Raw genomic sequence first — 21,388 nt, 5'->3', positions numbered from 1 at the left:
CCTAACCCCTTTTGCTATGAAAGTATTGATTACGCTCTGCCTCATGGGTATGTTTTATCTGCTGGCTCCCCCCGGGGCCGTTGGTCAGAACAATGCCGTTACGATCAGCGGTCTGATTACCGCCGAAGATTCCAATGATGGCCTACCCGGTGTGAATGTGGTCTATAAAGGAACAACCACCGGAACAACCACCGATCAGGATGGCCGTTACCGGCTCTCGGTTCCCAACGCGAACGGAACGCTGGTTTTTTCTTACATCGGTTATGCAACACAGGAGGTTTCGATTGGAAACCGTACGACCGTCAATGCCAGGCTGGTAGCGGATACAAAGGCGTTGAGCGAGGTGGTGGTGGTAGGGTACGGAACGCAGCGGAAGAAAGATGTAACGGGTTCAATCACCTCGGTAACGGCGGATGAAATCAAGAACCAGCCCGCTTCCAACGTCGAAACGTTGCTCCAGGGTCGGGCCGCCGGGGTCCAGATCACGCAGTCGTCGGGCGCACCGGGTGGCGGGCTGAACGTCCGGATTCGGGGCGGTAGTTCGATCAACGCCGGAAACGAACCCTTGTATGTCATCGACGGTATTCCGGTTTATAACAACGACAAAGACCCAAGCGGAACTTCGTATGGCACCTTTACGTCGACCAACGCACTCGCTTCGCTGAACCCCGACGATATTGAATCGATTCAGGTCCTGAAAGATGCGTCGGCCACGGCCATTTACGGATCACGCGGTAACAACGGTGTTATTATCATCACCACCAAGCGCGGCAAAAACGGACGGACAAATGTATCCTACAACGCCTACTATGGTACGCAGCAGGCCGTTCGAAAGCTGGATTTGATGAATGGCACGCAACATGCCGAGTTTCTGAACGACTGGGCGGAAGCGAGCAAAATCACCAAACCGTTTGCCGATCCCAAAGCCATCGGGGCCGGTACCGACTGGCAGGATCAGATTTTCCGGTCGGCTCCGATTCAGAACCATCAGTTGTCGGTTTCGGGTGGCAACGGTAATATCAACTACTTTGTGTCGGGCAACTACTTCGACCAGCAGGGGATTGTGATCAACTCGGGCATGAAGCGGTATTCGCTGCGGGCCAACCTGGACGGCAAGATTACGGACAAACTCAAATTCAGCCAGTCACTGACGTATAACCGTACAGTTACAAACTCGCTACCGCTGGCCAATGCGGGCGATGGTAACATCCGTTCAGCGGCCGAACGGGCCTGGGTCACCTCGCCGACCATCCCGGTTTTTGATGCGACCGGACAGTACGTGAATACCTGGTACGGGGCCCTGAAACCTGAAAGTCCGGTGGCTGCGCTGGAATCGACCTACAGCCAGGTAAGCGGTGATAATTTGCTGGGGAACGTGTCGCTCGACTACCAGATTATCGAAGGGTTGACGTTTAAAACCCTGCTGGGTGTCAATCTGCTGAACCGTGGTTTGGATGAATATTATCCCGGCGCCACCACCTACCTGGGTGGGCTCTTCAACGGCCTGGGGGTTCTCTCCAGCAAGCGGGTGACCAACATCCTGAATGAAAATACGTTACGGTTTGCCCGGGTAATCAACGAGAAGCACAACATCGAAGTGCTGGGCGGTTTTACGTGGCAACGGGAAAAAGACCTGGAGTCGGCTACGCAGGTTTCTAATTTCCCGAATGACCGGCTGGGCGTCAACGGGGTTGGCGGGGCAACCGGTGTGCCGGTCGTTACCGCGAACAATACCGAGTGGAGCCTGGCGTCGTACCTGGGCCGGATCAACTACCAGTTCGATGACAAGTACCTGCTGACGGCTTCGTTCCGGGCCGATGGTTCCTCCCGGTTCGGGAGTGGCAGCAAATGGGGCTACTTCCCGTCGTTTGCCGTCGGATACCGCATCTCTGAAGAACCGTTCCTGAAAAACGTCATTGTGATCAACGACCTGAAAATCCGGGCGGGCTACGGTCTGACCGGTAACCAGGAGATTGGAAGTTATCAGTCGATGGCCCGGCTGGTGACGAATGCCATCTATATTTTTGACAACAAACTGGCGTCAGGTTCGCGCCAGAGCAGTCTGGAAAACCGGGAATTGCGGTGGGAAAAAGCGGCCCAGTACGATATCGGTCTGGATCTGGCCATCCTGAATAACCGGCTGAAATTTGTTTTTGATTACTACCAGAAAACGACGCAGGACCTACTGTTCACCATCAACCTGCCTTCCAACTCGGGGTATAGCACCGCACTCTATAATACCGGAAGCGTCGAAAACAAGGGGATTGAACTGAGCCTGGACGGGACGGTGATTGATAAGGCGTTTAAATGGGATGCGTCGCTGAATTTCGCCCGCAACCGCAACAAAATTACGTCGCTGGGCCGGAACGCTTCGACCACGTTGTTCGTGGGCTATCCGGCTGGGGTCATTCAGGGATACATTTACGAAGGGGTTTTCCATAATCAGGCCGAAATAGATGCGCAAACCGTACAGAAGGGCGTGGTGCCCGGCGATGCCCGGTATCAGGATGTCAACGGCGACGGCGTGCTGAATGCCACCGACCGCGTTATCCTCGGGAATCCCTTGCCCAACTACATTTTTGGCTTCACGAATAATTTTAGCTATAAAGGCTTTAATCTAAGGGTATTTACGCAGGGCTCCATTGGCGGACAGGGAAACCGACTGGCCGCGCTGTTTAATCCGGCGGATGTCAGCAGCAACAAATCCATCGATCTGGTGAACCGCTGGACGCCTTCCAATCCGAACAGTGATATTCCGCGGGCCGGTTTTACCAACTGGCTGGCCCCTTCGACCTTCACCTTGCAGGATATGACGTACGTAAAAATCCGGAATATTCAGCTGGGCTATACCATTCCGGCCAAAGCCATACCGTTCCTCAGCAGCGCCAATGTCTATCTGTCGGGGCAAAACCTGTTCACCTTTACGAAGAATTATTCCGGTTATGACCCGGACGGCGGCATGAATTACCCGACATCCCGCACGGTCATTCTGGGCGTAAATATTGGCTTTTAAAACCCTCCGATCATGAAATTGATGAATCGACATATCGTCAGTAGTCTGGTATTGGCAGCCGGACTCAGCCTCACTTCCTGCGAAAATTTTCTGGAAGAAAAACCGTACAGTTTTCTGGCTCCCGCCAACTATTACCAGACACCGGGCGACGCTCTCGCGGCCCTGACAGGTGCCTATGACGCCCTGGGCGACAACAGTTCGACCTACATGGCCCGGTTGCTGCCGTACCTGACCTGGTTCCCGTCCGACGAAGCACTTCCGCCCTTGCTGGCTCCTCAGCGGCAACTCGACAACTTCTCGTTTGCCGCCGATCACGCCGATATTTTGAACCTGTGGCGGCAGATTTACGACGCCATCAACCGGTCGAATACGGTGATTGAACGGGTTCCCGGTATTGCCATGGACGAAACGCTGAAACAGCAGTACGTGGCCGAAGCGCGGTTTTTGCGCGGATTTCATTACTTCAACCTGGTACGATTGTGGGGCGGAGTGCCGCTCATGGACAAAACCGTTACCACCATTGATGAAGCCCTAGTGGAACGCAGTTCGGTAGCGGACGTTTATGCGCTGATTATTGCCGATCTGGAAAATGCGGGCCAAAACTTGCCCGCGACGAACCAGCAGGGCCGGGCCACCAAAGGAGCAGCCAAGGGTCTGCTGGCGAAAGCCTACCTGACCCGGGCCTCGTCGGAAGCCGGGCAGGCCAGCGACTACCAGAAATGCGCCGATCTGGCGAAGGAAGTCATCGATATGACGCAATACCGCCTGATGCCGGATTACCAACTGGCCGTCGGTGGGGCGAATGAATTCAATGCCGAATCGCTGTTTGAATGGCAAGCCGACCGTAACCTGCTGGCAGTCGGTGAGCACAGCGTTTTCGGGCAGTTTACTCTGCCGCGCGATATCATCGGACTGGTGCCGGAAGCCGGGCAGACAGGCGAAAGCAACGTGGTCAGCGAAATCGGATTTTTCAACCGCTACGACGATCGGGATTACCGGAAAGAATCGACCTTTATCACGCAGGGCACCAACCGGCAGAACAAGGTGGTAACCTGGCGCGAATTTACGTATCCGTATCCGGCTCCAGCCTGGAAATTTGTTAACACCAAAGCAACAACCCGGAACGGGTACGCGTTCAGCTCGAATTTTCCGGTTCTTCGCCTGGCTGATGTGTACCTGATGCGGGCCGAAGCCTTGAACGAGGTGGGTGGCCCGACAGCCGAAGCCTACGCCATGATCAATGCGGTCCGGACCCGCGCCCGTAATCGCAACGGAGCGAGTACGTCAACGTTTCCGGCAAATCTGGTTGGCTTGACGAAAGAGCAATTCCGGGATGCCGTGCTGGACGAACGGGCCATCGAACTCGGTTTTGAGGGTCATCGCTGGTTCGATCTGGTTCGGACCAAGCGGTTTGTCCAAACGCTGAAAGCCGCCCATCCCGAGTTTCCGGTGACCGAAAAACACAATCTGTATCCGATTCCGATCAACGAGATTTTACTCAATAATAAACTGACGCAGAATCCGGGCTGGTAAGCGCTAACTGTCAATCGTTGACTTCCTGAATCCTTGACCCATGACTGATTCCCGACGAATTTTTCTTAAAAAAACCAGCTTACTGGCCGGTTCTGCGTTATTGGCCGGTTCAGCGTTCGAAACCGTGCTTGCCCGGAAAATGGACAAAAAGCTGGCCCGGACGGGGCCGAACGGCATGCGAATGCTGGGTGCCGACCAGCGGTTTACCGTAGCCGACACCCCCGGTATTTACCATCATTCGGCCGGAGTTGTCCATACGCCCGATGGGCTGGTATGTGTGTACCGGACCTGCGATCACCACCTGGCGTCGTGGAGCAAAATCAACATGGCCCGCTCAACCGATGGGGGGCGGACCTGGAAAGAGCACCGCGAACTGTCGGCTTCGTCCTTCGAAAAAAATGCCGCCTGCTGGGTGGCTCCGCAGACCAACCGGATGCCCGACGGCCGGATTTTTACCCTGATCGATTTAGGGCAAAAGAAAACCGCTTTCGACTGGCCCATGCTCAGCGACTGGCAAAAACCGGATCGCGGCATGAGCAATCACCTGCTCGAAAGCCGGGATAACGGTAAAACCTGGCTGCCCATCCGGCAGGTTGACAAGGTCGGCGGTGAACCGTCCTATATCGTGGGATTGTCGAACGGGACGCTGGTGTATTCCCGAACCGATTCGGCCCCGACGAATCTGAAAAAAAATCCGTCCATGCCCTGGGGACCGAACTATTACAAAAGTACCGCCGTGTTTTCCGACGATGGGGGCCAAACCTGGAACCGGACGGTCCCGATTTTCGATTGCCCGTTCATGGGCGACTGTGAGGTAGGCATCGTCGAGTATGCGCCGGGGAAACTCATGGCGCTGTCCCGCATCGGCGACGGCGGGTCGGCCTTTGGGCAGCCCAGCCAGATCGCCTATAGCGACGATTTTGGCAAGACCTGGAGCAAGCCCCAACTCGCCCCGGTCTACGCCCACCGCCCCTGGTTGGGCAAACTGGCCGACGGGCGGCTGTTCGTTTCGTTTCGAAATGCCTCCGGCTCGACGACCGGCACGCTGGCGACGGCCTTTAAACCCGAGGATTTCACGGGGTATCATCCCAATAATTTCATCTGGAACGAAGTCTGCTGCGTGCTGGAATCCGACGGCTTACACCTTCGTACGGAGGAGGGAACGGCCCAGGCGGTTCAGTTTATTCTCTATCCGATGGAAGACGACGATTCGGCCTGCGAAGTCGAAACGACCCTGGCCGTCAAAACCGCCGATTCCCACGGTTGTTCAATTTGCGTGGGTGCCTGGCTTTCTTTTCAACCCAACCGGGTTTTCGTAGCCAGTCGGCCCGAACAGGGCGTTGACCTGGATGCTACCCAATTCCATACCTACCGCATTGTAAACGAAAACCACCGCCTGAAGCTGTTTGTCGATGGTTCGCTGAAACTGGACGTTTCGACCGACGGTATTTTTGAGCGCAATGTTCGTTTTGGAAACCGGAAAGGGGCCAAACCGGCGGAGATGCACCAGGCGGGTACGGCCTTTAAACCGGACGGGGGCGGTTTTGCCCGCAACCAGTCGCACAGCATCTGGAAGTCGTTTCACTTCCACGTCCGCAACCGGCGGGATCACTCCGTACAGTGGAACTGGGAAGCACGTTCGGGAAAATACCCGGATCAATACCGGCGCGACAACCTGATCATGCTGGAGCGCAATGCCAGTTTTGTCATGGCCGATAACGGGTATAGCGGCTGGACCCAACAACCGGATGGCACGATCATCGTGGCCGACTATACCCGGGGGGTACAGGCGTTGCCGCATCCGGTTTTGCGGGCGTACCGGATTCCGCAGGAAGCCATATGACGTTTCAACATACGACCAATGCGGTGAAAATAACCGGCCTGACTACCCGCTTGCTGGAACTGGACCCGACGCCCCGGTATGGCGGCCATCCGATTCCGGCGGGTCGGCCCGACAAATGGTTGTACCCGCTGCTGATTATTCATACCGATGCGGGACTGGATGGTTACTCGATGGGCTACGGTCCGCACGGCGATGGTCCGGCCCTCGTCCATAACCTGCATACGATTTACAGGAACGAACTGGTTGGCGAAAATCCGTTGCAAACCGAGTGGCTCTGGCACAAACTCATGCAGAAAGGCCGCCATCTGTACACGATGACCGATTCGCTGGTCAGCGTGATCGATGTTGCCTGTTGGGACATCAAAGGCAAGGCCGCTACCCTGCCAATAGCAGCTCTGCTTGGTCTTTACCGAACCAAAGTCCCTACCTACGCGACCGGATGGCAGTTTTTGCCAACGGAAGAGCAGGTGTTTGAAGAAGCCGTAGCCCAAAAAAACCGGGGCTATCACGGCTATAAACTGCAACTCTGGCAGGGGCCGGAACGGGATATTCCGCGGTTGCGCCTGGCCCGTGAAGCCGTCGGCGACGGGTTTAATCTGATGCAGGATGCCAACAGCGGGTATCAGTATCTGGATGCCCTGCGGGTAGGCCGGGAACTGGATGCGCTGGATTACCTCTGGTTTGAAGAACCCATTCCGGACCGGCAAATGCGGCTGGTCATTGAACTGAGCCAGAAACTAAAAACCCCGGTTTTGCCCGCCGAAACCGTTCGCTGGGGCGAACTGGGCGAGTTTGTCCGGCAGGGCGCTTTCGGCATGTTGCGGGGCGATGTTCACCTGAAAGCCGGGATTACGGGCTTGAGTAAAGCCTTTGGGGCCTGCCAGTTGGTCGGAATGGATCTCGAAATTCATACCGCAGCAACGCCCCTGCTGGATGTCGCCAACCTACACATGGCCGCAGCCTTCCGGAATTGCCGGTTTATGGAGCACCACCACCCTATTTTTCGGTTCGGGTTGAAAAACGATCCGCTGGGTATTGATGCGGAAGGCTACATGCATGTGCCTACCGGGGCCGGACTGGGCGTTGAAATTGACTGGGACTGGGTGGATAACCATACCGTTGATTTGAAAACCAGCTGAATCACAATTCCGATTAAAAATAGCCGATGAAGCAGGAAGGGCAACCGTCTAACTTTCAGAATTTAGTTGAGTAACTACCGTATAACGCTAACAAGTATAATCAATACACAGTATCGTAGAATGGAACGTTTTGAAGGATTAATTGCGGCACATTTCTCACCGTTTGATGAAAAGGGGCTGGTCAACAAGTCAATTATTAAACCGTACGTCGATCATCTGGTGGACAATGGAGTGGTTGGGGTATTTGTCAATGGCAGTAATGGCGAAGGGCCGAATCTGACCATCAATGAGCGCATGGAAGTGGCCGAACTTTTTCAGGAAGCCGCCGGCGATCGGATCAAAACCATCATTCATGTGGGCCATTCGAGTATTGCCGAAGCCCGGACGCTAGCGGTGCACGCCCAGGAAATCGGGGCGGATGCGATTGCTTCCGTCGCGGCTTTTTACTTTAAACCCACCTCGGTTTCGATGCTCACCGACTGCATGGCCGAAATAGCCTCAGCCACGCCCGAATTGCCGTTTTTCTACTACCACATCCCCTCCCTGACCGGCGTTGGGATGGACATGATCCAGTTCCTGGAACTGGGCCGCGAACGCATTCCAAATTTGCAGGGCATCAAATACACGGCCCCGACGCTCTGGGAATACCAGTCTTGTCTGGAATACGCCGGGGATGATTTCGACGTACTGTACGGAACCGACGAAATGCTGTTGAGCGCGTTGGTCGTGGGGGCGAAAGGAGCCATTGGCAGCACGTTTAACTTTGCGGCACCACTTTACCAGAAAGTCATTCAGGACTTCCGGCTGGGTAATCTGGAGGAAGCCCGTATGTTGCAGGCCCGGCTGGTCGAAATGGTACGGATTCTGCTGGCTTTTCCGGCGATTCCGGCGCAAAAAGCCGTCATGAAAATGCTCGGTTTCGATCTGGGCCCCTGCCGGTTGCCACTGGCTCATTCGCTTTCTGAATCGGACTATACCACGCTGAAAAACCGCCTGGAAGCCATTCACTTTTTTGAGGAATTGAAAGCGGTGGCGGTTTTGTAGTGTCAATATGCGATTTCGATGAGTCAACCGATGCCTAAAACCGTTACCGAACCGTCCAGAGAATTGCCCGTTATCGCGTCCGTCGATGTCGTGGTGTGTGGAGGTGGACCCTCAGGATTTATAGCCGCCATCGCGGCCGCCCGAAACGGGGCCAAAACGCTGCTACTGGAACACTACGGTTTTCTGGGCGGCATGGCAACGGCGGGTATGGTGGGGCCGATCAGCAAATTCAACCTGAACGGCGAACGGATCGTTGGCGGAATTCCGGCCGAATTTATTGCGGACATGCACCGCCGGGGTGGGGCTATTATTGATCTGCCAAGTGGCAATATTCCCTATGACCCGGAAGTGTACAAGTACGCAGCCATGCGGATGGTGTCCGAATCCGGTGTCGACCTGCTGTTGCATTCCTCCGTCTGCGGCTGCCTGTTTGACGAAGAAAATCCCCGGAAAATCAGTCACGTTATCGTCGAAAATAAGTCGGGGCGGCAGGCCATCGAAACCCGGTATGTCATCGACTGCACGGGCACCGGCGACGTAGTGGCCCGTACATCCGTTCCCTGGGAAATGCGGGGACGAAGCAACGGCGAATTGCAGCCCCTGTCGCTCTATTTCCGGCTGGGCGGTGTCGATACCGATCAACTTAATCTATTGATGGCGCACGATAACACGAAGTATTCCAACCCTGAACTGCGGCAACTGCTCCAGGCGGAAGTAGAGGCCGGGCGGTTGCCGAACTTTGGCGGTCCGTGGGCCTTGCACGGCAGCACGCTCCGGCGGGGCGAAGTGTCCGTGAATGCCACCCGGTTTTCGGGAAATGCCGTGGTAGCCCGGGAGTTGTCGGACGCCGAAATTCAGTTACGCACGGATAGTATGCACATGGTGAACGTGTTTCGGGAAAAAGCGCCCGCTTTTCGAAACAGTTACCTGATCGACACGGCGACGCAGGTGGGCATCCGCGAAACGCGCGCCATTCAGGGATTGTATACGCTGACCGCCGACGATGTGTTGACTCCCCGGCATTTCGCGGATACGGTGGCGATGGGTGGTCATCCGGTGGATATACACCGGGCGGGCAGTTCGCAGCAGGAGGTGCGATTTATTCAGAAGCCGTACCACATTCCGTATCGCTGTCTGGTGCCGCAAAATGCCGACAATCTCCTGGTGGCCGGCGGCTGTCTGTCGGCCACCCGCGAAGCCTTTGCGTCGGTTCGCGTACAGGCGCAATGCATGGCGCTGGGCCAGGCCGCCGGAACCGCAGCGGCTTTGTGTGCCGACCAGCAACGGGCCGTTCACGAACTCGACGGTTCGCAGTTGCGGGCGGTTTTGACCCGGCAGGGCGGGATTGTTTGATAAACTTAATGGATGCGTTAAAGCAGCCCATCGGTTCGACCGTGGGCTGCTTTTTTATACCGTTCAACTTTTCTCCAAACTCGGTTTCGGGGTGGATTCGTTTTTTTCTTCGCCCATCGTATACGTGGTCAGCCCCGCCAGTGAGTGGGTAGGTTTGGGGAATAGCAAACTCGCCAGATAGCCCACAATGAAGCAGGATGTAATGCCGCTCAGGCTGTAGACCATGAAGTGAATGGAGCTGTTGCTGATGAAATACTGCACCACCGAGCTGGCAATAAAACCGATCAGGGCACCCCGTGCATTGGCGCGCGTCGTGAAAATGCCGAGCAGGAACAGGCCTGCCAGACCGCCCGTCAGCAAACCGATCAGCTTCCGCATCAGGTCCCAGAGCGAACCAACTTCCCAGATAAACATCATGACGGCCAGCCCCGTACCGATCAGCCCGAACAGGGCCGACACGCCTTTCGCCAGAAACAACTGGGTCCGTGGGCGCACCTCTTTCCGATACTGGAGGTAGTCGATCACCACCGCCGACGACATGCTGTTCATGCTGGTGTTCAGGCTCGACATGGCAGCCGCAAATACCCCGGCAATCACCATACCTTTCACTCCGACCGGCAGTTCGTTGACGATGAACCACGGGAAGATGGATTCTGGCGTGGCCAGTGATGGGTTCAGGTGCGTAGGATACGTCTTGTAAAAGGCAAACAAAGCCGTACCGATGGCGAAGAACAGGAAGGACGATGTGGCGATAATGAACGCGTTCAGCCAGACGCCCCTGGCCGCGCTTTTTTCGTCCTTGGTAGTCAGGTATTTCTGAATGACGGCCTGATCGGACGTATAGGGTGCCAGCCCCCCACCAATCCAGTACGAAATCACGATAAAAACCGTCAGCTCGACAAAACCGGCATCCCATTTAATGAACTCTAGTTTGCCCAGATCCTGACTGGCCGCAAAAATCCCGGCGACGCCACCATCCACCCGAAAGGCAATGATGATGAAGCTCAGCAACGCGCCCAGCAACAGGACGAACACCTGCAAAACCTCCGTCCAGACCACCGCTTCGATGCCGCCCAGCGCGCAGTAAACCGTTGAAAACAGGCCGATGACGGTTACGCAGGTGACCACATCAATGCCGGTAATGGCCGAAATTGTCAGGGAAGGTAGCAGCAGAATAATGCCGATTTTGGCAATCCGGAACGCCAGGAAACTCAGACTGCCGATCGTGCGGAGCAGGGGAGAATATCGTTTCTCCAGGTATTCGTAAGCCGTCGTAATGTTCAGCCGGACGTAAACCGGCAAGATGAAGTAAACGATGACTGGGGCAACGGCGAGGCTGCTCAGGGTGGGTAGAAAATAGAGCCAGTTACCCGCATACGTTTTGGCCGGGGTGGTCAGAAAGGTAATCGAACTCATCAGGGTTCCGAAAATGGCGACGCCCGACACCCAGCCGGGAATGCGCCCACCGGCTTTGTAATAGTCATTGGTGTTTTTGGTACCCTTGCTGTATCGGAAACCGATGTAAACCACCCCCAGGAAATACAGCAGAATGACCCCGTAATCGAGCCAGCCCAGCACCGACGAAGTGATCGTAATCGGATCGCCCCGCCAGATTTTAGCCGAACGGGTGGCCGGGTTGATTTCACCGGATGGAATAATGACCGCATCGCCCCAGAGCGTCGCCTGCGTTACAACCGGCCCGGGTTCGGGCAGTTCACCGGCTTTTAACCACTGGCCCGTAATGGTATGATACGCCAGAATATCGCGGGAAAAACCGGGGTGGCTGGCGGCAATCCGGTTCAATTCCTGCCGCAGCGAATCTTTCCGCTGCCCGTTTTGGGCCTGATTGAAGGCTTTTAAAACCACCCGAAACCGACGGTGGGCTTCGTTATCGGCTCCGCCAAAAACCAGAATGTGGTTGAGTCCAAACGGGATGGATGGCGCACCGACGACGCAACGGGGTGCGGTTTCCTGCGACAGTTGGATGTCGGCCAGTTTTTTCCAGCTGCTGAGTTTGGGGTTATAGACATAGCCGTCGGAAAGCAGGGCGTCGTCGCCGTTCGCGCCGATGCTTCGCCCGCTGAACAGATACACGCAATTGGTTTCGCCGTCGCTTTGGGCCGTCAGCACGGGCATCATCCGCGCCGGACCGGGCCAGGCGGCCAGTTTTTTCCAACGGAAAGCGGTTTTATCGCCCTTTTGGGCTAAATCCAGCGCGAAAAAATGGTGGGTCGAAACGTGGGTCTGGGCGGACTCTTCACCACCTGCCACGTAAATTTTGGTACCCAGCAAAACCGCCGTGGTATACGCCAGCGGAACCGGTAAATCGGGTAACGCTTCGGTTTCCACGGTCCGACTTTGACGGTTCCAGCGCAGGGCGAAAACCGCCCGGTGGTAGGTCTGTTCGTCGGCTCCTCCAATACAGATGACCCCCTCCTTAGTGCTGACCGACGCGCCGTAAGCCAGCGAACGCGGCAGGGTGATGGACGAAGTAACCCACTCGTAGCGGTCCTCCTCTTTCTTTTCCAGTACATAAATCGTATTGTACCAGATTTTTTTACCACCGTCCCAGGGCTTTCGGCCATCGATAAAATTGGTTCCACCCGCTATGATCAGTGCATCATTGTGAACACCGGAATAGTGTCCGGCAAAACCCAGCGATTGATTAACGCCCGGAATGGGTGGCAACGAGGACAATGACTGCCAGCTCAGATACGTCGGCTGCTCGTCGGCAACCGCCCGCAGCGCCGGGATCACCAGGAATAAAAGCAGCGCAATGAGCCGGCAACAGTTTGCCTTACGGAAAGGATTTAACGAACGGTTTTGGGTTAGGAGAGTTGTCATGGTTACGGTGTTTAGGATACCGCTTGAGTCATTATGTCATAAGGGCCTGCCGGAACGAATCTGACGGACCGGCAGGGAACCGAATATCAACTCTTCAGGTGGAGATGAACTGATAGCTTCGCCCGGGCGTCGGGGCCATTGACCTGGCCATTGACCCGCAACCAGTTACCAAAGTGGCTGACCCGGACAAAATAATGTCCCGGCTGGGTAATCGGTGAAAAAACCGTTCCTTCAGGAATCCAGTTGATGCCGTCCGCCGATATTTCAACCTGGGCCGAAACCGAGCTGGCGGTTCCTTCGACTTCTTCCACAATCAGGAAAAACAGGGCTTCGGCGGCCCAGCCGGCTTCCATCGGGTGGCTGGTAAACTGATCGGTATAGTGTTGCCGGCGCTCGACCGCCGACGCATGAAACTGACGCATAATAGATAGGTTAAGGAGTTATTCGGCGGAAACCACAACAGAGTCGACGTAAAAAAACACCCGCCGATTGGTATCGTTCTCGATCCAGAAGCAGGGGTTGAGCAGGCCGTTGATGCGGGCATAGGACTCCGCAGTCGTTATTTTGATGCCCCTCAGATCGAAAATACGGTTGCCCGACTGCAATTCAACATACTCTTTTTTTTCGGAATCGTAGAGAAACCGCAGGTAAAGCCAGTTGATTTTGTCGTCGCTTTCGTTGTAGCACAAATCCTGATGCCCGTCCGGCACCCAGACAAAACCGTCGCCGGACCCATCGCTGTTGCGCCGACCATACCACTGGTTGTCGATGCCGCGTTTGCACCAGTCATTTTCCACCCCGTAGGCCCAGTCCAGATCGGTTACATGATCGGCGGTTTGGAAGACCTGCCATTTTCGGATCATCTCGCCGTTGACGCAGTTGACGTAGCGGGCCCCGGCAAAAAAGCGGTTTTCTTCGTCCTGATTATCAAAGAATACGCCAAACGCCCGGATGGATTTTTCACCAATACCCAGCCGGTCTTGCTCGGGCGTATAGGAGTACCAGCATTCGATCTGGCGCAGTCCACCCGGCAGGTGATTGGTCATGCGTTTGATGGCGTGCGACATGCTGCCGGGCGCGGGTGGCTGGTCATATGAACTGGACACGGGCCGGGTGGCCAGTTTCAGCGAATAGGTTCCCTCCATCGAACCGTGCGTTCCGGCAAACCGGTAGCTGGCCGAACTGAGCATGATGGGACCCCACTGTGTTTTCTCGACCTGGCTGTGGCGCAGCAGGTTAAAATCCTTGCCGACGTAATTCGGGTGCAGATCGAGCCAGCCGTTCAGGCCCCGGTCGAAATCGTCGTAGCAGATGATTTTCTTTAAGGGCTGAAACTTGCTCAGACCCCGTTCTAAGGCAATTACTTGATCCATTTAATGATGAATAAAGGGTTTGGAAAGAATTTATTGGTGTAACCAGGCGTCATTGAATCGGACAAAAACCACCTCATCGACCCGAAAACCGTAGGAAGTCTGGCCGGGTTGTTTGTGGGCTCTCCCATAGAGCAGGCCCACGCTACCGTCGGGCAGTGTTACCAAATCCGAATATTGCGTCCCCCCGTCAAAAACCGGCTTGTGAATCGGCCAGGTGCGTCCTTCGTCGAAGCTGGCGCTGATCGTCATGCCGGCCCGGGCGTTCAGTTCGCTGGGGTGCGAAAGCAGCAGGGCCGCTTTGGCGCTCTTCCGACCGGTTCGGTAACGGATAAAACCGCAATCGACGTTGGTAAACGGCGGTAGCGTCTGGTCGATGTGTTCATTCTGCCAGGTCAGCCCCTGGTCGGTGCTGATGGCAACCCACCGGTGTTTGCTGGGGTGATTTTTCAGATCCGGCTGATCGGGACCTGCCGGTGGTTTGGGCGCATCAATCCGGCCGTTCAGCATCACGCGTCCGTCGGCCAACTCCACCAGCCGGGATTCGGTTACGAATTGACCCAAACCGGTCGAGCCGCCTTTTTTCCAGGTTTTGCCCTGGTCGTCGCTGTAAATAACGGAGTCGCTGTAGTTGCGTTCGGCGCTCGGAACTGACTCGTAGGAACCGTCGGGCTTAAACCGCCCGATGGCCTTGCGGTGCCAGAACTGGAGCAATAACCGTCCGTTTTTGAGTTGAATGCCGTGGCCCGGACCAGGCATGTGAAAGGCGCGTCCAAGATAATCGCAGGGAAATCCGTCTTCGTTCAAAACCGGCTTTCCCTGGGCATCCCGGTTCGGCGAACCATCGGCTTTGGCGTTCAGCAGGTCGGTAATTTCAATCCGCTCGCTCCAGGTCTGGCCGTCATCGTCGCTGGTTTTGTAGAAGACGCGGGTCATGCGCTGGGTGTTTTTACCGCGGTATTGCCCCTCGTTCAGGACGTAAAAGAAGAGTACCCGCCCGGTTTTCTGGTCGGCCAGCGCGGCCGGATTGGCCCAGCATTCACGCTTGTCGGGCTGGCCGTTGGCCCGCCAGAACGAGCCGTCGCCTTTCTCGATGACGATGGATTCCGACCAGGTTTTTCCGCCATCGGTCGAGCGTTTGCAGAGTAAATCGTGCGGCCCTTCGTCCGTGTGGTCGTAGCGGGCTTCCGAAAACGCCAGCACCACGCCTTTCCGGGTGGCCGTCAACCCGTAGACGTGGTACATCACTTTGCCGCCTTCGTTGCCCTGCCAGACCCGGTTTTCCTCAAAAACCGCAACGCTCTTTTTGCCGGACTGAGCCCGGAGAAGACCGGACGGACAGGCGATCATGCAGCTGGCCAGTAGAAAGGCTAAGACCCTCCGGGCCGGTTTTTGTCTACGATTACACAGGTCTAGAGTTAGCAGGGATGGATTCATTCAAGGTAAAGGTTTCAATAATTTGCTATTATGTACTACATAATGGCAAATATAAAAGCCCTGTTTTAATATGGCAACTAGATCTACAATTTTTACTATTTTTTTTGAAAATCCTGCCGGAAGCATCTCGAAGGATAGGAAACACAGAGAGCCGGTTTTGTTTTTCCTGTCTCGCCCGGAACTGCCCAAAAGCCGGTTCCGGGCGCAATTCTTACAGTTTGAGGGCAATCTTTACAACTAGCGACAGAATACAGATGCTGTACGACCTGCCAATCCTGGCAAAATGAGAAATGGCCGTAAGTTGAAATACCATAAACAGCGTCCGAAGGAGGAGCCCTTTTTTCCTACTGGCAAGGCGTATAAATGCCATTTACAATCAAAATACAAGGGGTTGAAAAAGATAAACTCTACGCCCAAACAATTCTTGAAAATTGTCTGTTAAATGTATTTATATTTGCTGAAAGACAAGGCATTGCGGCACAGTAAAGGGTTAAATAAAATAGTTTCCCGTAAATCTATCCGTCTATTTATTCACCATGAAAAACCCTTTACCCTTCTTAACTTCCGGCGCCTTTTGTCCGGACTCGCTGCTCACGCCCAGCCCGAACCTGACGAGTGACCTTTGGGCATCAAGCGGGCCTAATATTCCCGGGGCAAAAGCGTACACCAGCCTCTGGTAATCGACCGCATCAACTGGAAGGATCCGCCGTCATTTCGGACCGATAGCGTGGTCAACTGCTCTTCTACCCTGACGGTATTTTCAGTATCCGAAACCGCAAGGCCGGAACGGATGGACAACGGATCAGGTCTTAGCCCACTCCCCATGCTCTTTTCTTTTCATCGAGGTAGAGATTCAGGGAGCAGAAGGCAAGTCAGTGCAATTGCACCTGATAGATATCAGTGGTCGGGTCATTACTGAGCGCGTAGTTGAAAAAGCAAGTACCATCGAACGGCAAACGATCCAATGGAGCAAGCAACCCTCTGGGCAACTATTCTTAAAAACCACGGATGGGGTACAATCCATAACAACGGCGGTGCTGAAGCCCTAGGGCATTCCTGTTTCTTACGACAGATCCGGTCTTGGCAAGACCGGATCTGTTTTTTCCACTGTATGAGGAGGAATTAAATCTTCTGGAGTACAGGATTAGCAAGTAATGCTAATCTGTTCATGTTGAGCCTTTTGGTGCCTAACTGGCGTAGTTTTATTCAAAAAATGAGCCTCTACGGGAGTTGAACCCCAATAACGTAACTAATTGATTAAAAGCAATATAATGTTAAATAAAGCGATTGGAGGACGAAATAGGGGACGGTTGCCAACCAGTCATGCACATTTTTGTCTGAAACAAGCGGCCAACATAAGCTACTTGGTTTGATCAGGGCCGGGCGGTTGGTTCCCTCGACCCATTTGTTTTTCTATGGCTAAACACAACTGTCTCAAGAACTCAGGCCTATTTTTACCTTTGAGATATTGATTTTTGAGATAATACGTTGAGACAATTTAGGTAAACCAATCAAGGTGTTAATTAGATTGATAATTGTCTCGCCAAACTGGCGTTTGAAGGGACAGCATACACATTATTGCTGAGTTTGGCGGTTTTCAACATCCTTTATTGGGAATGATATAGATCACGTTGCCCGAAACAGCTAAATTGACGCCATACTTTCCGGTAGGAGGCAGGCTTAGTTGTTGCCATGTTTTGCCCATGTCAGATGACCGGAAGATTCCATCTGTGCGACCACAGAGTAAATAGGTACCCATTTGTTTAATTGATAAAATAGCCGATGACGATTGAAGCAGGCCTATTTTTTTCATGAATGAACTACTCCAGGAAGGCTGAAGATCTTTACCGATGGCCTTCCAGGTTTTTCCCCTATCCAGTGAAATGTGGATACTGTTTGTCTGGGTTATTGGGTTGTTTACGATCGCAGCAAATCCGCCATCAATACGCTCCACAGCGATGCCAACACCCCCTTCACTGATCACACGCTCCCAGTTTTGACCATCATCGGTGGATCTTAGTATGCCCTCTCTGTAGGTAGCCAAAAGTACACCGTTTGCCTCGACCAATTGCATTGCTCCGCCCCCAACATGCACTTGTTTCCAGGTTTTTCCCTTGTTCGCGGATCTAAAAAGGCTGTTGCTGGAAACGATGAAAACGGTGCCTCCGGCCGTTTCAAAAACGGTGCGTACAAATTTCACTTTATAATTCGTGTAGTAATAATCTATCGTCCCATCTAGGCGTAAGGCTTGTTCTTGAAAATTCTTGTACACGGGTGACCAATCACGCGTTCCGTTTATTTTTTGTAAAAATTGACCCTTGAAATCGTAGGCAAATATCCCATCCTTGCCAAGGGCCATGTTACGTTGAGTACCGGGGAAGATTTCTTTTGTCCAAAAAGAAGTTGTGGAATTGGACTCACTGTGATAAACCCCATTGCCCGCCCGTAAATGGATCCCACGGTCATTTGCGAAGAAACCATTGCTCCCTACACCTTCTCTCTGCAATTTTTCAGGCAGTCCTTTGCTAATGTCCTGCCAGCTTTGTCCGCCATCGGTAGATTTGAAAATGATGTTGACAATCCCCGCTGATTTGCCCTCTTTTTTCGGTTTCTTTTTTGCTTCTTCTTTTAGCACAAAAGAATTTAGCAGAAATGATACCAGGAGGATAGCCGGAATAAACACAAATAACTTTTTCATTTTTTTAATTTTAAGTAAACCCATATCAAGGAGTAGTTCATCCTTTGTTGATACCGACGAATTTCAACAAACCTACCAGTCTTGGTGCTGGAATGTATTGGAGGGATAGTAAAACAATGTAAACGAAACGTAAAAGTTTCGTTTACAGACGGCTGTGGCTTTTCCTCCCAGCAGGCCGGGCACCGGCCCAGTTACCAACCTACCATCACTCCATTAAACAGTAACTGAATGTCCAACCTGCATCACTATGTACCAGTAACTGTTTATTTACGACGGTCCGGATCGGCAATCCTACCGTTACATCAGCCCGGTCGAGCCGATTGATGAAGACTTTCCGGAGGCTTATTATGCCGGTTACCGCTCGTTTTATGGTGACGTCCGATCCTCAATCTTTGACCGGTACGCTTTCAGGAGGACCTCAAAGCAATTACAGAGACAGGACATGAACTACGTCCAGAAGCAGGAATGGTAATTTCGGATATGAAGGAGTTTCCAGATGAAATAGCGCGAGGAGAAAAAAGCAAGGTATTTCATACTTGTTGTTTAAGAGCTAGCCTACTAAAGCTATTCAGACAGGTAGCTATACTGTATAAAACATGAAATTATGAGTCAATAAAACGTCCGATTCCTTTCCTTTTCAACGTCCAGTTTTAGGGCTAAGGTCATTCCATTGGATCGTTCATTATCCTTCAAATACGATTTCGCTCCAGCGTTCCGGCTGGTGGGTATCGAGAACCCCATGCGGTGTCAAAACCATCGCCTGGTGTGCCACGCCCCCCGAAACGGGCAGTTTCTGAAAACGACCCAAAAACATACGCCAGATGTCCCCTTTCTGAGGGGGTAATGACCGACCATTCGCTAGCCAGGACAGACTCTGCCAGGGAATGGAAATCTCCAGACTCCACCCCCGGTCGATATCGGTATGATCGTTCAAGGTACCATCCAGTTGTACCGCCGTTTGCAGGCCTGGTAAATCATAGTTTAGAAAGGCCCAGCGTACCCCCCTTGGGTGCGTACCGTACCAGAATGTTTCGTCGGTGCGATCAAAGTTACCGGCAAACGTCAGCACCTGGGGTTGATACAGGTCGAAAAGCGGAACATCGAATCGGCCACCTTTTTGATAGGCGTCCCGCCAGATAAAAAACACTTCGTAGATGGTGTTCCGGGCATTGACTTCAAGTTCGTAATAACAGTCCCCTCCATCGATCAGCAGTTCCAGATCATTCTCCTGAAAGATAATGGCGTCGCGTTGCGTGTGATGAGCTTCCAGAAAAGACTCTTCAGCGCGAAAGGCGACGTAGAAGTGCGTATCATTCCAGAGCATGGCGGCCCGGGTATCATACAGGCCGGGGGTGGCCGTTACCATGTCAACAAAGCGATGGCTCCAGGTGGCAGTCTGCCAGGCCAGTTTAGTCAGATCTCCATTGATTTCCAGCGCTTGGCTGATTCGCTGGGCAATATAGTCGGGCATAGGATTATTCATTTTTGGCAAATATACTACTGCCCAGGTGGCTCAAGCATGAAACGTTGACGTAAATGGAGTTTGTGACGTTGGCAGAATGATGCCGAATCAAAGGGAATCCTGAAAGATAAGCGGCCTAGCCCGTTCCCCTTCGCGCTGCAACGTGAAGATTGATAAAGAAAAAAGGCTAACTCAGTCATTTTGAGCACTTTCGCCCTAAACTGAATTAGCCTTGATTCAAAAAATGAGCCTCCTACGGGAGTTGAACCTAAAGAGTTAACTAATTGATTTGCAGTAGTAAAGTTATTGATAAAGCCAACGGGGGACGGAATAGGGGACGGATGAACAAATAAAACAAACTTTTCTTCAACGGGGGACGGTTGCCAACCAGTCATGTGTATTTTTGTCTGAAACAAGCGGCCAACATAGGCTACTTGGTTTGGTCAGAACCGGGCGGGTGGTTCCCCCGGCTCATTGGGTCGGGGGGTGGTTCCCTCGACCCGTTTTTTAAAGTTGCAACCCGCTTGAACAGGCTAGGTATTTAGTTACAATTAGCCAGTCCAATAAATGGAGAATTATTGTACTTGAAAAAGCAATTTGTTGACAGCTCCCTGAAACACATGAAATTCGGTTGATAGTGCCAGAACTGAAACCACCCCGGCAACTAACATCGCTACCCAGATGGAACTGAAAATGATAAGTTGTGGATAACCACCTCAACATCCAGATCCAGCCACCTCACTTAGTTATGCTAAGCTGAAGCTAATTCCGAAGTATAAAGATTTCGTTTTCTACGATGTTTAGATAAAGTACTTCGAAAATCCTGTGTATGGGGTTTCGAATTGCGTTTCTTGTAGATGGAGTGCTACTTTCGTTTAAGTAATTCGAGTTTATATGGATGTTATAGTAGGATCTACCACTAACCACACTTATAGCCTAACAAGTCGGCTTGCTATGTCCGAAATCATTGCGGAAATAAGATGGGTAAAATTTATTATGCTGAAGGGACTTTCGATTACTTCAGTTCTGAGGAATGGTTCATTGGGATAGTTGCAATCCGTTTTCTTTATACTCAAGAGACGGGGGACGCACTCTTGAAAGAAAGTGAATTTGATACGTGTAGAGTCGTGAATAAGTCATATAATCTGTTTGATGAGTTTTTTGAGGCTATAAATTTTTATTTCAGGATTAATGGTCAACTACCCTGTGTTGGAGATTCGTTTGTTGACAAAGATGGAAAGTGTTATAAAATAGTAAATCGATATATCAGAAATTGGAGTGTTGATTTTGAGCTTCAATCTGAAGGTTATCTAATGTAAGCAGACGGTTTATGAATCCATTACGCCTGAAAAGTTATACTGTTGGCTACATATGAAAAACAGGTCTACCCCCCTCTGAATTTTGACCGCGTTTCTTTTTGAGAGGACCAACGGTCGTGGATCTCGTTTCGGACAGAGAATTAACCTACCCCTCCCGATCTGTCCCCAATCATAGCTAAATAAATTACACCAAAAGGAATACTTGCAATCATTATCTTTTGGGCTAATTTCCCTTTATAGTTTGATCCATTGATTTGTATTCTATTCACCCGTGACCTATACCGAATTTGAAGCCTGTTGGAAACTAACGGGCGTTGCGGAATGTGCCAATAA

Annotated in this window: 13 protein-coding genes; 7 read left to right on the top strand and 6 right to left on the bottom strand. The window is 52.7% G+C overall.

The window, feature by feature from the left end; all coding sequences use genetic code 11:
• The first annotated feature begins 16 nt into the window (after nucleotides 1-16).
• From ACFPMF_RS23930 to ACFPMF_RS23905, 6 genes are all read left to right on the top strand, one after another.
• On the top strand, nucleotides 17-3,013 hold the full coding sequence (locus ACFPMF_RS23930; protein WP_379849869.1) for a SusC/RagA family TonB-linked outer membrane protein: 2,997 nt from the start codon (nucleotides 17-19) through the stop codon (nucleotides 3,011-3,013).
• Between the two features lie 12 nt (nucleotides 3,014-3,025).
• A complete protein-coding gene (locus ACFPMF_RS23925) occupies nucleotides 3,026-4,546 on the top strand; it encodes a RagB/SusD family nutrient uptake outer membrane protein (protein WP_379849867.1) in 1,521 nt (506 codons plus the stop codon).
• Between the two features lie 40 nt (nucleotides 4,547-4,586).
• On the top strand, nucleotides 4,587-6,389 hold the full coding sequence (locus tag ACFPMF_RS23920; RefSeq protein WP_379849865.1) for a sialidase family protein: 1,803 nt from the start codon (nucleotides 4,587-4,589) through the stop codon (nucleotides 6,387-6,389).
• Nucleotides 6,386-7,528, top strand: a complete 1,143-nt coding sequence (locus ACFPMF_RS23915; RefSeq protein ID WP_379849863.1) for an enolase C-terminal domain-like protein — start codon at nucleotides 6,386-6,388, stop codon at nucleotides 7,526-7,528. Before ACFPMF_RS23920 ends, ACFPMF_RS23915 begins: the two co-directional genes overlap by 4 nt.
• 120 nt (nucleotides 7,529-7,648) lie before the next feature.
• Nucleotides 7,649-8,572, top strand: coding sequence for a dihydrodipicolinate synthase family protein (locus tag ACFPMF_RS23910; protein WP_379849861.1), 924 nt, complete (start codon nucleotides 7,649-7,651; stop codon nucleotides 8,570-8,572).
• A gap of 30 nt (nucleotides 8,573-8,602) precedes the next feature.
• Nucleotides 8,603-9,925, top strand: a complete 1,323-nt coding sequence (locus ACFPMF_RS23905) for an FAD-dependent oxidoreductase (protein ID WP_379849859.1) — start codon at nucleotides 8,603-8,605, stop codon at nucleotides 9,923-9,925.
• A 63-nt stretch (nucleotides 9,926-9,988) separates the two neighbouring features.
• Here ACFPMF_RS23905 and ACFPMF_RS23900 read toward each other — a convergent pair whose 3' ends face one another.
• From ACFPMF_RS23900 to ACFPMF_RS23885, 4 genes are all read right to left on the bottom strand, one after another.
• Entirely contained in the window at nucleotides 9,989-12,769 is a 2,781-nt protein-coding gene (locus ACFPMF_RS23900) for a sodium:solute symporter family transporter (protein ID WP_379849857.1), read from the bottom strand.
• Between the two features lie 86 nt (nucleotides 12,770-12,855).
• Entirely contained in the window at nucleotides 12,856-13,191 is a 336-nt protein-coding gene (locus ACFPMF_RS23895; protein WP_379849855.1) for a hypothetical protein, read from the bottom strand.
• An 18-nt stretch (nucleotides 13,192-13,209) separates the two neighbouring features.
• Nucleotides 13,210-14,142 carry a DUF6772 family protein gene (locus tag ACFPMF_RS23890; protein ID WP_379849853.1) on the bottom strand — a complete coding sequence of 311 codons (933 nt, stop codon included), beginning with the start codon at nucleotides 14,140-14,142 and terminating at the stop codon, nucleotides 13,210-13,212.
• 30 nt (nucleotides 14,143-14,172) lie between these two features.
• Nucleotides 14,173-15,489: a sialidase family protein gene (locus ACFPMF_RS23885; RefSeq protein ID WP_379849851.1), complete on the bottom strand. Its 1,317-nt coding sequence runs from the start codon at nucleotides 15,487-15,489 to the stop codon at nucleotides 14,173-14,175.
• Between the two features lie 623 nt (nucleotides 15,490-16,112).
• Between ACFPMF_RS23885 and ACFPMF_RS23880 the strand changes: the two genes are divergently transcribed.
• Entirely contained in the window at nucleotides 16,113-16,256 is a 144-nt protein-coding gene (locus ACFPMF_RS23880; RefSeq protein WP_379849849.1) for a hypothetical protein, read from the top strand.
• Nucleotides 16,257-17,173: 917 nt separating this feature from the next.
• On the opposite strand, the gene ACFPMF_RS23875 is transcribed toward ACFPMF_RS23880, so the two are convergent.
• Together ACFPMF_RS23875 and ACFPMF_RS23870 are read right to left on the bottom strand one after the other, a co-directional pair.
• Nucleotides 17,174-18,274: a beta propeller repeat protein gene (locus ACFPMF_RS23875; RefSeq protein WP_379849847.1), complete on the bottom strand. Its 1,101-nt coding sequence runs from the start codon at nucleotides 18,272-18,274 to the stop codon at nucleotides 17,174-17,176.
• 682 nt (nucleotides 18,275-18,956) lie between these two features.
• Nucleotides 18,957-19,745 (bottom strand): carbohydrate-binding family 9-like protein, encoded by a 789-nt coding sequence (locus ACFPMF_RS23870; protein ID WP_379849845.1) that lies wholly within the window; start codon nucleotides 19,743-19,745, stop codon nucleotides 18,957-18,959.
• Nucleotides 19,746-21,388 lie beyond the last annotated feature (1,643 nt).

Source organism: Larkinella bovis (genome assembly GCF_042655385.1).
GTDB lineage: Bacteria > Bacteroidota > Bacteroidia > Cytophagales > Spirosomataceae > Larkinella > Larkinella bovis.
This window is presented reverse-complemented; position numbering and strand designations above follow the sequence as displayed.

Coding starts and splice junctions, on each gene's coding strand:
- ACFPMF_RS23930 (WP_379849869.1), top strand. CDS start 17: ATGAAAGTATTGATTACGCTCTGCCTCATGGGTATGTTTTATCTGCTG.
- ACFPMF_RS23925 (WP_379849867.1), top strand. CDS start 3,026: ATGAAATTGATGAATCGACATATCGTCAGTAGTCTGGTATTGGCAGCC.
- ACFPMF_RS23920 (WP_379849865.1), top strand. CDS start 4,587: ATGACTGATTCCCGACGAATTTTTCTTAAAAAAACCAGCTTACTGGCC.
- ACFPMF_RS23915 (WP_379849863.1), top strand. CDS start 6,386: ATGACGTTTCAACATACGACCAATGCGGTGAAAATAACCGGCCTGACT.
- ACFPMF_RS23910 (WP_379849861.1), top strand. CDS start 7,649: ATGGAACGTTTTGAAGGATTAATTGCGGCACATTTCTCACCGTTTGAT.
- ACFPMF_RS23905 (WP_379849859.1), top strand. CDS start 8,603: ATGCCTAAAACCGTTACCGAACCGTCCAGAGAATTGCCCGTTATCGCG.
- ACFPMF_RS23900 (WP_379849857.1), bottom strand. CDS start 12,769: ATGACAACTCTCCTAACCCAAAACCGTTCGTTAAATCCTTTCCGTAAG.
- ACFPMF_RS23895 (WP_379849855.1), bottom strand. CDS start 13,191: ATGCGTCAGTTTCATGCGTCGGCGGTCGAGCGCCGGCAACACTATACC.
- ACFPMF_RS23890 (WP_379849853.1), bottom strand. CDS start 14,142: ATGGATCAAGTAATTGCCTTAGAACGGGGTCTGAGCAAGTTTCAGCCC.
- ACFPMF_RS23885 (WP_379849851.1), bottom strand. CDS start 15,489: ATGATCGCCTGTCCGTCCGGTCTTCTCCGGGCTCAGTCCGGCAAAAAG.
- ACFPMF_RS23880 (WP_379849849.1), top strand. CDS start 16,113: ATGAAAAACCCTTTACCCTTCTTAACTTCCGGCGCCTTTTGTCCGGAC.
- ACFPMF_RS23875 (WP_379849847.1), bottom strand. CDS start 18,274: ATGAAAAAGTTATTTGTGTTTATTCCGGCTATCCTCCTGGTATCATTT.
- ACFPMF_RS23870 (WP_379849845.1), bottom strand. CDS start 19,745: ATGCCCGACTATATTGCCCAGCGAATCAGCCAAGCGCTGGAAATCAAT.